A 10,300-nucleotide genomic window follows, 5' to 3' on the forward strand; every position below is an offset into this window, starting at 1 on the left:
CCCCCCTTGCGCGTCGCGTCGACGGCGGCTGCCACTGTCTCTGCACGGCCAACAGCCTCAAAGACCACATCCACGCCCCGCCTCTCGGTGCGTTGCAGGATGCACTCGGAGAGGGCGCTCTGCGCATTGTCGATCACCTCATCCGCTCCGAGAGAACGTGCCAGCTCGAGCCGCGTTGGATCGACATCAGCCACCATCACCAGCCGCGCTCCTGCGGCGCGTGCAGCCTGCGCGATCAGCAGCCCGATCATCCCTGCTCCGATCACCAGCACTGTCGCGCCGTGCGGCTCAACATCGCCCAACTCCACTGCATGAATCGCCACCGCCGCCGCCTCGAGCATGGCCGCATGCGCAAAGCTCAAGGACTCCGGCAGGCGATAGACAATGCGCTCGGGCACGACCACAAACTCGGCAAAGGCGCCGGCGCGGCGATAGTCGCCGCAGGAGACGCCGACCACCTCGCGGTGATTGCACAGATTCACTTCGCCGCGCGCGCAGTACTCGCAGCCGCCGCAGAAAACAGTGGAGTCGAAGGTGACGCGATCGCCAGCCCGGAACTGCTCAACACCTGGGCCGGCCGATTCGACAATGCCGGCAGCTTCGTGGCCCATCACGATCGGCGGAATCCGCCGGCCGGAGCTGCCGTCGTAGCCATGCACATCGCTCCCGCAGATGCCGCATGCCGCCACGCGGACCAGAACTTCGCCTGGGCCAGGGACAGGGGGCGCGAGCTCGGCAACGTGGAGCTGCCGGTAGGCAGAGAGGAGGAGCGCCTTCATCAGAAGATGGTCAGCATAGCAGCAGAAAGCCCCCGTCCGGGACGGGGGCTCTGATGTAAGGAGGGCACGGGCTAGGCGCTGAAGGACGAGCCGCAACCGCAGGTGCTCTTCACGTTGGGGTTCTCGAACTTGAAGCCGGCCGCCTCAAGCGTCTCGACGTAATCGACCACGCAGCCATTCAGGTACATCAGCGAGGTGGCGTCCACGAACACCTTCAGGTCGTCGAAGCGGAACACCTTGTCCATCATGCCTGCCTGGTTCTCAAACGACATGGAGTACTGGAAGCCGGAGCAGCCGCCGCCAACGACGCCGATACGCAGACCGGCGGGCAGCGGATCCTGTGTGGCCATGATCTCGCGCACCTTGGCGATGGCGCCGTCCGTCAGGATCACGGGGACCTGCTTCGGCGGGTTCACTGCATCTGTCAACGGCTGGGCGATGGTTGCCATGGGTTCTCCCTGATTCGATCTCTGTTCCCTATCTTAGTCCGCGGAGCAATGTCGGACAAGTTCCATCCGCGTTCGGCTCCTCTCAGAAGAGATGCACCAGAGATGACTCCCGTCGCACTCCGTCGCCTTACTTCGCCGTGACTTTGCTCTCGATCTTCGAGTACTGCTCGGAGGTCAGCAGCCCACGGCGGACCAGCGCATGCGCATTGCTCCATGGCCGGCCCTTCACGATGTCGTTGGCCTTGCTCACGCTGATGCCCGGCAGCATCGCCAGCCGCGCGGTGGACGCATGATTGATGTCCACTGGCTCCGTAATGGGATCGCCACCGGCCCCGTGCGAGCCGTCCTTGACGCCCTTCGCGATCGCATTCACCCCGTCCACTGCGTTGGCTGCGGCGACCTTCCCCTCCGCGGCCAGTTCTTTCGCGCCCTTGCGGACGTCGCGCGTCGCCTGGGCGCTTCGATCGCGCAGTTGCTCATCGTTCTGCTGGCTGCTGCGGTTCATGCAGCCGGCAAGCAGGCCTGCGCCCAGGAGGGCAGGCAGCAGGGCCGGCAGCAGAACGGGGCGAAGCATACGTTGGGTCATCATGGCAAAGAGCTCCATCCACAAAGAATCGTCGGCAGACGTTGGATGAGCCCACCCGCGGAATAGCTGGCTAGCCAGGGTGCCCAAACTCGCTCCTCATGGCGTGTCGGAGGCAGAATATTGCACTTTTCGCTTGCGTCCGGTGCAAACGGAGGACTAGCGTTCGCAGCAGAACGGCCCCTCTGCCCCCAGAGACCGGCCCGGCTCATGCAGCGCCGCACCTGATCAGTGACAGGTCGGCACCCTGGCTTCGGTACTGGGACCGCTCGCGGTTTCTCAACCGGAGGTGCTGTGTGTCCTACCTTACCATCGTCTTCATTGTCTGGGCCTTGGCAGCAACGGGGCTTCTCGTGCTGCTCGCCTATCGCTCCACCCTCACTCGCTACGAGGAAGACTGCCTCTTTATCGGTGACTGCAATAATCATCAACAGCAGGAGCAGGAGCGCATCCTGGCACGCGTACGCAAGGTGCAGCCGGCGGTCAAGGCCATGGTCGTGACCACCTGCATCATGTCGGCCGCGCTGCTGGGCGTGTTTGTCTACCAGCTGATCGCGCAGTTGAACTCGCCGGGCAGCTAGCCGCCCGGGCGCTAGGAGGACGGCGGCTTCGGCCGGGGAGACTCCTCGTCGCTCTCGTTCGATGGCGTGCTCTGCTGCACCGTCACCAGGCGGATGCTCGCCTTTGCGACGACGTCCACATCGGCCGTGCGGCTCAGGCGAAAGACGCTGCGCACCGGAACCCGCATGCCCCAGTCCGCGTACGGGATCGAAAAGTGGCTGGTGGCTGTCAGCGTCTCCCCCTGGCGAACCAGGTGCACACGCATCTGGAAGGCGTGATCCGCGCCGTGGATGTTCAGGATGCCGTCGGCCATCACGTCGGAGCTGCCGTCTTTGAGCGGCACCTGCCCACGCATGTGCTCCGCGTGGAAGAAGATGGCCGGATAGCGCTTGGTCTCGAGCACTTCGTCTTCCATCAGGCGCTGATCTGCGCGATTCGCGGTCTTCCCTGCCGTCGCATCGACCAGCAGCTCTCCCTGGGCCAGCGTCGAGTCGGGATCGACCGCCAGCGCGCCTCCCTTCAGCGCAAAGGTGCCGCGCACGTCGCGCATCAGGCTGCTCACACGAAAGCGGATCTTCGTGAATGCGGGATCGAAGTGGATTTCCAGGTTCCGCGTCGCGGCAGCGTGAGGCGACGCCTGTGGCGCGTTTGACTGCGCAGCGCAAGGCACGACCGTCAACAGAACAGAGACGCACGCGGAAGCCGCGGCAGAGGAAAGACGCATCCGGTTTTCTAGCCCCCTCACATGATCAAGGGACGAAGATGCGCCCGCCCGGAGTGGGGTTGGGTTTGCCTGAAAGCAGCGCGCGCTTACTCAGCCAGCGCAAGCTGGTGCCGGACATCGGCGCCGCGCACCCAAAAGATGACATCGGTCGCAATATTGGTCGCGTGATCCGCAATTCGCTCCAGATTGCGAGCCGTGATGACCGCGTTCAACGCCTGCAGGCTGATGTTCGGGGTGCTCTGCATGACCTGGATGAGATCGCGGTGGGCGGCCCGGTTCATGTGGTCGATGTCGTCATCCATCTCGCGCACTGTCTCGGCCAGCACGGCATCGGCCTCGATCAGCGACTGCACGGCCCGCCGCATCATGTCGGTCGCGTGGGCGCCCATGGCACCGATGTCGACCGGCAATTGCGTGACCGCGTCCACACGCAACATCTCCTCAGCCCGGCGGGCGATGCTCATCGACTGATCCCCGATCCGCTCGAGGTCGGCGTTGATCTTGATCACCGAGAGGATGAACCGCAGGTCGATGGCCATCGGCTGCTCTTTGGCCAGCAGCTCATACGCCATCTCGTCCACGTCGCGCTGCGCCGAGTTGATGGCGCGCTCGTTCTCCCGGACAAAGGTCACCAGACGCACGTCCCGTTCCAGGTACGCATCCACGGCGTACTCTGCCGCCTGTTGCGACAAAGCCGCCATTGCCAGCAACTTATCCTTCAGTTGCTCAAGCTGTAGATGAAAATGGATGCGTGGCACCGACGACACCTCGTATCAGGCAATTGTGCAATGGTTGCACCCCCCGCGCGCATAAAAATCTGTGCATCTTTCGGGGAGGACTTTTGTCGAGCAAAGAAGCGCCGCGATTGTGGCGACGACACGGGCAGGAGCGGTTTCTCAGGCGAACCGGGCGCGCGCCTGGCGCGTCGCTTCGTAGATCTGGTCGAACGAGTCGACGGCGTACACGACCTTCTGCATCTCCGAGATGTTGAAGTCCCGGTCAAGCACCTCGTCCAGGTCGAAGTTGCGAATCTCCGGGCCGCCGGAGAGCACGTAATTCGACTCGCCGTGCGAGGAGATCAGCCCGGAGCCGTAGAGCTTGATCTTACCGTTCTGCCGGATCACGCCAAATTCGACCGTGAACCAGAACAACCGCGCCATCCGGTCCAGGTGATCCTGTTCCGTCAGGCTGGCGCAGACCTGTCCGTAGTTCTGCAGGAAGTCCGCGAACACTGGATGCGCGTGCATCGGCACATGGCCGAACACGTCGTGGAAGATGTCCGGCTCCGGCGTGTACTCGAGTGACTCGCGCGTGCGCAGCGTAATCGTGGTCGGAAAGCGCCGGGCGGCGATCATCTCGAAGAACGCCGGGCCCGGCAGATAGCCTGAAACCGGGGTCGCGTTCCAGCCCGTGCGCGGCGCAAGCAGGCCGTTCACGTGCGTCAGGTCGGGGATTACATCCTGCCGCAGGCCGATGTTGTGGAAGCCGTCCAGATATTCCTGGCATGCGTGCTCCTCAAGCTGCGGCATGCGCCGCCCTACCAGCTCCGCCCAGACTGCGTGCTGATCCTCGGTATATCGGCTCCAGTCCTGCTGGACCAGGTACGACGAGGCAAGCGGCAGGCTTACGGAAGCAGTGGTAGTGGCCATGGGGAGGGCTCCTTCTCTACACAATAGACGGTTCGGTCGCAAAAGGTGAGATGTCTGTGTGGCCACCACGTGAGCGGCCACGCTTGATGCCGGCGGTAGTATTGCCGCTGCCGGTTCTGCAGTCCTCTCGGGCGAACGAGGTGAGAGCTTTGGAGAAGCGCGAAGCCGTACTGCTGGCAAGCCGAGTGTTGGCCTTCATTCAGTTCATGGCCGCGGCCCAGGAAGCGCTCTACATTCCTGGTAAGTTCATGTGGCTGCTCCACTACGCGCGCACAGCAACCTTGCCAGGCATGTCCACTACACTGCAGACCCAGGGCATCGATCTGCTCATGCTCTTGCTCCGAACAGCCCTCCTGTGTGCGGCAGGAGTGTTGCTGATTCGTTGCGGTCCCCGGATCTCGCGATTCCTTCTTCCCGCCCTCCCCGTGGACGAGAGCGAGAGAAGCGCATGAGCTTTGGCTCTGCTGGCTAGGCGCATCTGACGCGGTATATCGTGTTGGGTTGCAAGCTGCGCAGCGGGCCGCGTGCCTGCGCCAGCCGCCGAGGAGGGCACCGCGATGGCAACCATGGTCACACCCGAGGCTCAGACCAGGCAGGACTTCCTGCCGCTGAATGGTACCGACTACGTGGAGTATTACGTTGGCAATGCGCGGCAGGCCTCGTACTACTACCGGCTCGCGTTCGGCCACAAACTGGTCGCCTATGCCGGCCCGGAGACAGGTCAGCGCGACCGCGCCTCCTACGTGCTGATGCAGGGGAAGGTGCGGATCGTGCTCACGACGCCGCTCCGGCCGGACGATGCAATCGCCGATCACATCCACCGTCACGGCGATGGCGTGAAGGACGTGGCGCTCTGGGTCGATGATGCCCGCTCCGCCTGGGAGGAGACGACGAAGCGCGGCGCGCGCAGCGTGCGTGAGCCATTCGAGCAGCGCGACGAGCACGGCGTCGTCGTCATGGCGTCGATCGCCACCTACGGCGAAACCATCCACACCTTTGTCGAGCGCCGCAACTACAACGGCCCCTTCCTGCCGGGCTATCGCGCTACGCCCGAAGACACGCTCGCCCGCCCCGTGGGCCTGCTGCACATCGACCACATGGTGGGCAACGTGGGCTGGAATGAGATGAACCAGTTCGTCAACTTCTACCGCGATGTAATGGGCTTCGGCCTGTACCAGCACTTCGACGACTCCGACATCTCGACCGAGTACTCCGCCCTGATGTCGAAGGTGATGGCGAACGGCAACGGCCGCGTGAAGTTTCCCATCAACGAGCCGGCCGAGGGGCGCAGGAAGTCGCAGATCGAGGAGTATCTCGAGTTCTACGGCGGTCCCGGCGTGCAGCACCTCGCACTCGCCACCGACGACATCCTCGCCACGGTCGCGCAGTTGCAGAAGCAAGGCATCGAGTTCCTCAAGGTGCCGCACAGCTACTACAGCAGCCTGCAGGAGCGCGTTGGCAAGATCGACGAGCCGGTCGACGAACTCGAAAAGCTCGGCATCCTGGTTGATCGCGATGACGAAGGCTACATGCTGCAGATCTTCACCCGTCCCGTCGAGGACCGGCCCACGCTGTTCTACGAGATCATCCAGCGCAAGGGCAGCCGCTCATTCGGCAAAGGCAACTTTAAGGCGCTGTTCGAGGCCATCGAGCGCGAGCAGGCGGAGCGCGGCAACCTCTGATCCGGATGCGGGCGCAGCACACCAGAGGCGGCCCACGAGTCCGCCTCTTGCTGTTTCCCCTGTTTGCTTCACAGGCAGGCGGGCTGTCTAATCGGAGCATGCGCAGCTTCGATCCCGCCGCCGAATCCGTCCAGAACGTCTACAAGCTGATGATCGGCGCGATCGTGCCGCGGCCGATCGCGTTCGTCTCGTCGATGGACGATCGCGGCGTATTGAACCTTGCGCCGTTTAGCTATTTCACTGCCGTTTCGGCCAATCCGCCAGTCGTGCTCTTCTGCCCCACTGTGCGCAAGGAGGACCCGGCGCGCGGACTCTCCACCCACAAAGACACGCTGCGCAACATCGTGGCCACGCGCGAATTCGTTATCAACATCGTGACAGAAGAGATCGCGGCGAAGATGAACACGACGGCCGCCCAGGTGCCGCCCGAGGTCGATGAGTTCGCGCTGGCTGGACTGACACCGCTCGCGAGCGAGCTGGTCCGGCCGCCGCGCGTGGCCGAGAGCCCGGTCCACATGGAGTGCCGCCTGCGCCAGATCGTCGAAGTCAGTGACGAGCCGGGCGGCGGAGCCGTCGTCCTTGGCACCGTGCTGCGCTTCCACATCGCGCCCGAACTGGTGGAGGACTACCGCATTGATGCGGACAAGCTGGCCGCCATCGGTCGCATGGGCGGTCCGACCTACGTGCGCACCCGCGATCGCTTTGAGCTGGATCGACCAAGCTAGCGCGCTCTGACCGGGCCGGCCGGATGCTGCACAATAAGAGCACCCGACCCGGCCAAGAGGAAGCCCTTGCGACTGTTCGAATACCTCGTCGAAATGTTCATCCAGGGCTTTGGCATCACGCGCCCCAGCGAGGCTCAGCGCCGCCGCGTCACTCTCCTGCTTGGGGGTGTGCTGTTCAGTGCGGTTCTGCTGGTGGTGATGATCGCGATTGGCATGGCGGTCTACCTCCATCACGCCCGTTAACGTTGATCCTGCGCAACGCAGTACCGTCTCTTCGGCGATTGTTCCACTTGGTGTGACGTGTCTGAAGCCAGCCCGGAGTAGCATGCAGCGCTGGAGGGACCGTTCGTGAAAAAAGCACTTTGGATCACTTTCCTTGTCGCCCTGATGGCCACGTTAACCCCGGCCGCGAAGGCGCAGCAGAACCTCACCTGCTCATCGGACAACGGCAAGCGCAACTACTGTTCCGCGGACACGCGCGGTGGCGTTGACGTGATCGCTTAAGACCAGGCGTAGCGCAATGGCCGTTACTCGGTCATCGATTGACTCTCAAGGGCAGCCATCAGGATTTCCTCATCCGTTCTGCCATGGTTCTCGCCGCCTCCCGCGAAGAACGCCGGCACGTCTTCGGGGAAGGTGTTTAACATTCGCGGAGTCCTTGCCGCGGTCGAGCAGTGGAGGGATTCTCTCGCGCACAGCTCTCTTCGGGGCTGATCCGATGCAATGGCCAGCGCACAAAGGCAGCTACTGAGTTGAGCTCGACGCGCCTTCCCCTTTCCGAACAGTAGCCGTGATTCCTGGGCTGAATCTCGACGAAACTGCTGTCATCCGCCAGAACCTCGACGTGTGTTCCAGTCGTCGTTCCATTTCAGACAGAGCACCACCTTTGTGTCCGTTACGATCGAACGAACTTGTGTAATCTCTACAGGCACTATGGTGTAGATTCGTCACTGTTGCGGAAGCTTGTGCAAAGGAGAGAACCTGCACCGCCATGAGATGGTCAATCGAGAGCGACGGGGGCATGGAGGAGCTACACCAGCTTCGCACCATGCGGGGAAAAAACTACGGCACCTTGGCGCAAGATCGCTTCGGCAAGTTATACGTGGTTAAGGAATTGGATGCCCGCACCTCTGGCAATCTGCTGTTCAATGAGGCTTTCGGATCGGAACTAGGCAGGGCTTTGCATTTACCTTTCCCTGCATGGCGAGAAGTCTGGTCCTTCGAAGCGTGTTCGAGGGAACTCAAAATGTTCGCATCGGAAGTCTCTTCTCAGCAGACTCGTGAGTTTCTGCCTGGAGACTGGCTCGAGCGCATACCTAATCAAAGCGCTGCTCACAAATGCCTGTTGTTTGACCTCTGGTGCAACCACTTGGACACAAGGCAAGCCATCTTCCACCGCATCGACGATCGCAGCTTTTGGCTCGAGTTCATCGACCATGACTGTCTCTTCGGCGCGGAGGGGAATGCCAGCATCAAGCAGCGCGTGGCACGGACGAGATACTTCGATATCCGCTTGTATAAATGTCCTTTGGCCTTGATTGAGCTACAGCTAATCGCGATCTGCAAGAGGATCGAGACTCTCCTTGCGACAAACGGGCTTCGAAAGCTCGCCGCCTCAATCGATCCGCAGTGGGGTACTCCCGCTCACCGGGATCGTGTTTTTAGTGATCTCGAGCGGCGATCGGGGCATTTGCAGCAATACAAGGCGTACCTGAGAGAGTACTTCGCGCTCTGTTGCCCTCCGCCGGCATGCGAGGCGCGGCGAATGGCGATCTTCCCCGGAGCGGTGCTCAATTACCTCACTTCAGCAGTTCTTGGATGATGGCGATTCCGGCCTCGTCACATTCGCCCGTCTGGAATGTCCGGATCGGGCCGACAGACAACTCCGAGATCGGCCCGATGCCCCAGGAAGCCAGTGCTCCGTTCATGTCTTCCACGCACGCCTGTATATAAATTTTGTCCGTGTCGGACAGCCCCGCCTGCCAGGTCTGATTCCAGATGAAGTGTGGAGCTCCCGCTTGTGGATTCATGGGAAGCAACACCGCCAGGAAAGGACGCTGGCCGGCAGCTTCGATGCAGCTGGACCAACTCAAGACGGCGTACTGGAATTGCTTCGTCATGTGCTGCACTAAATCCGTGTGACGTGACCCTTCTGAGGACAAGCACGTAATTAACAATCCCCAACGATGTCGATGTGGTGCCGGAACAGCTCCCCTGTACGGGCGTTCTCACGAGCAATGTAGCACTTGGCATCGTCGCTCCAAAGCTGAATTCGCCGAGGGCGCCTCCTTGGAGGTTCGATCCGATCCGGAAAGTCTCATTCGGCATCGGGAATGGACTCAGGAGCGATGTTCAGATGCAGTTCAAGGCAACTTTCGGCGTGTTTAGGCGCATAAACTTCCGAAGATCTTCGCGCGTTCAATCTCGCTGGTACCGCTCCATGGCTCGACGGCCCCGAGGTCCGGTCCGATTTGCTCATCAGTGGTGCGGCGGCGGCTCAGAGGGCATGCATATTCTCGCTGTGCTTCTTGACGGGCCTACTTGCAAACCTCCACATACGCCCAAGGCTGAGCAAGTCTGACACTCAGGTGGATACGTTCTTCCTAAGGATATATTTGTGCGTGCATAGGGCCATAGGGATTGACTCAGGAGCACCAGAGTCATCTCGCTATATGTTCTAGTTTGTCCTTCAGTGCGCGTTTCTGCGATGCCCCCTTCCGGCCGACCGCGACAATTGTTAGGCTTATGACTTAAGAGGAGAGAGCGTGGGGAGATTGGGTGCCGTAATAAAGCAGTTCAGGTCTACGGGGCCGGAGGCATCTGTGCCCTTGCACTGGGTTCTCCGAACGGGAAGCCGCCTCGACAGACGCTTCAAATCATCTGCGAAGTACGCGATTGGGCTCCACGGCGTATATACCCGCCTCGACTACGAGGGCGAGACGTATCTTTGGCCACGCAACTCAAACACAGATACTCTGCTTATGCTCATCTCAGAGTTCACAAATCCACATCACCCGCATCTTTACCTCTTTGGTCCAACCCAACTTCGCCCTGACGACGTAGTTCTGGATATCGGTGCCTGCGAGGGGGCTTTCGCCGCGCGTGTGACGGGAAGAGTGAAGCGCGTTATCGCCGTCGAGCCCTCTCG

13 protein-coding genes are annotated in these 10,300 nt (G+C 61.6%); 6 read left to right on the forward strand and 7 right to left on the reverse strand.

The features are described from left to right. The 3 genes from AC5IJH_RS17860 to AC5IJH_RS17870 form a co-directional block, all read right to left on the reverse strand. Window positions 1-779, reverse strand: a 779-nt coding sequence (locus AC5IJH_RS17860; RefSeq protein ID WP_491904183.1) for an alcohol dehydrogenase catalytic domain-containing protein, incomplete at its 3' end; no start/stop codon positions are given. Between the two features lie 71 nt (window positions 780-850). Next, window positions 851-1,228, reverse strand: a complete 378-nt coding sequence (locus AC5IJH_RS17865) for a HesB/IscA family protein (protein WP_491904184.1) — start codon at window positions 1,226-1,228, stop codon at window positions 851-853. 127 nt (window positions 1,229-1,355) lie between these two features. Continuing rightward, a complete protein-coding gene (locus AC5IJH_RS17870) occupies window positions 1,356-1,817 on the reverse strand; it encodes a ComEA family DNA-binding protein (RefSeq protein ID WP_491904185.1) in 462 nt (153 codons plus the stop codon). Window positions 1,818-2,107: 290 nt separating this feature from the next. Between AC5IJH_RS17870 and AC5IJH_RS17875 the strand changes: the two genes are divergently transcribed. Continuing rightward, entirely contained in the window at window positions 2,108-2,392 is a 285-nt protein-coding gene (locus tag AC5IJH_RS17875) for a hypothetical protein (RefSeq protein ID WP_491904186.1), read from the forward strand. 11 nt (window positions 2,393-2,403) lie between these two features. Here the strand turns inward: AC5IJH_RS17875 and AC5IJH_RS17880 are convergent, their stop codons facing one another. The 3 genes from AC5IJH_RS17880 to AC5IJH_RS17890 all read right to left on the reverse strand — a co-directional run bounded on the left by AC5IJH_RS17880 (window position 2,404) and on the right by AC5IJH_RS17890 (window position 4,745). Continuing rightward, window positions 2,404-3,096 (reverse strand): YceI family protein, encoded by a 693-nt coding sequence (locus AC5IJH_RS17880; protein WP_491904187.1) that lies wholly within the window; start codon window positions 3,094-3,096, stop codon window positions 2,404-2,406. A gap of 86 nt (window positions 3,097-3,182) precedes the next feature. Then, window positions 3,183-3,854, reverse strand: coding sequence for a phosphate signaling complex protein PhoU (gene phoU / locus AC5IJH_RS17885; protein ID WP_491904188.1), 672 nt, complete (start codon window positions 3,852-3,854; stop codon window positions 3,183-3,185). A gap of 138 nt (window positions 3,855-3,992) precedes the next feature. Continuing rightward, the gene (locus AC5IJH_RS17890; protein WP_491904189.1) at window positions 3,993-4,745 is read right to left on the reverse strand and encodes a phenylalanine 4-monooxygenase; all 753 of its coding nucleotides are present in this window, start codon (window positions 4,743-4,745) and stop codon (window positions 3,993-3,995) included. Window positions 4,746-5,302: 557 nt separating this feature from the next. Here AC5IJH_RS17890 and hppD point away from each other — a divergent pair. The 5 genes from hppD to AC5IJH_RS17915 all read left to right on the forward strand — a co-directional run bounded on the left by hppD (window position 5,303) and on the right by AC5IJH_RS17915 (window position 8,974). Further along, the gene (gene hppD / locus AC5IJH_RS17895; RefSeq protein WP_491904190.1) at window positions 5,303-6,427 is read left to right on the forward strand and encodes a 4-hydroxyphenylpyruvate dioxygenase; all 1,125 of its coding nucleotides are present in this window, start codon (window positions 5,303-5,305) and stop codon (window positions 6,425-6,427) included. A gap of 98 nt (window positions 6,428-6,525) precedes the next feature. Beyond that, entirely contained in the window at window positions 6,526-7,152 is a 627-nt protein-coding gene (locus tag AC5IJH_RS17900; RefSeq protein ID WP_491904191.1) for a flavin reductase family protein, read from the forward strand. Window positions 7,153-7,218: 66 nt separating this feature from the next. Continuing rightward, the gene (locus AC5IJH_RS17905; protein ID WP_491904192.1) at window positions 7,219-7,395 is read left to right on the forward strand and encodes a hypothetical protein; all 177 of its coding nucleotides are present in this window, start codon (window positions 7,219-7,221) and stop codon (window positions 7,393-7,395) included. A 105-nt stretch (window positions 7,396-7,500) separates the two neighbouring features. Further along, window positions 7,501-7,656 (forward strand): hypothetical protein, encoded by a 156-nt coding sequence (locus AC5IJH_RS17910; protein WP_491904193.1) that lies wholly within the window; start codon window positions 7,501-7,503, stop codon window positions 7,654-7,656. A 517-nt stretch (window positions 7,657-8,173) separates the two neighbouring features. Continuing rightward, entirely contained in the window at window positions 8,174-8,974 is an 801-nt protein-coding gene (locus AC5IJH_RS17915) for a hypothetical protein (RefSeq protein WP_491904194.1), read from the forward strand. Here AC5IJH_RS17915 and AC5IJH_RS17920 read toward each other — a convergent pair. Then, window positions 8,952-9,272 carry a hypothetical protein gene (locus AC5IJH_RS17920; protein ID WP_491904195.1) on the reverse strand — a complete coding sequence of 107 codons (321 nt, stop codon included), beginning with the start codon at window positions 9,270-9,272 and terminating at the stop codon, window positions 8,952-8,954. The genes AC5IJH_RS17915 and AC5IJH_RS17920 overlap by 23 nt on opposite strands. Window positions 9,273-10,300: the final 1,028 nt, after the last annotated feature.

This window comes from Candidatus Dedyshia acidiphila, from assembly GCF_051025295.1.
In the GTDB taxonomy this organism is placed as follows: Bacteria; Acidobacteriota; Terriglobia; order Terriglobales; family Acidobacteriaceae; genus KBS-83.

Coding starts and splice junctions, on each gene's coding strand:
- AC5IJH_RS17865 (WP_491904184.1), bottom strand. CDS start 1,228: ATGGCAACCATCGCCCAGCCGTTGACAGATGCAGTGAACCCGCCGAAG.
- AC5IJH_RS17870 (WP_491904185.1), bottom strand. CDS start 1,817: ATGATGACCCAACGTATGCTTCGCCCCGTTCTGCTGCCGGCCCTGCTG.
- AC5IJH_RS17880 (WP_491904187.1), bottom strand. CDS start 3,096: ATGCGTCTTTCCTCTGCCGCGGCTTCCGCGTGCGTCTCTGTTCTGTTG.
- AC5IJH_RS17890 (WP_491904189.1), bottom strand. CDS start 4,745: ATGGCCACTACCACTGCTTCCGTAAGCCTGCCGCTTGCCTCGTCGTAC.
- hppD (WP_491904190.1), top strand. CDS start 5,303: ATGGCAACCATGGTCACACCCGAGGCTCAGACCAGGCAGGACTTCCTG.
- AC5IJH_RS17900 (WP_491904191.1), top strand. CDS start 6,526: ATGCGCAGCTTCGATCCCGCCGCCGAATCCGTCCAGAACGTCTACAAG.
- AC5IJH_RS17915 (WP_491904194.1), top strand. CDS start 8,174: ATGGAGGAGCTACACCAGCTTCGCACCATGCGGGGAAAAAACTACGGC.
- AC5IJH_RS17920 (WP_491904195.1), bottom strand. CDS start 9,272: ATGACGAAGCAATTCCAGTACGCCGTCTTGAGTTGGTCCAGCTGCATC.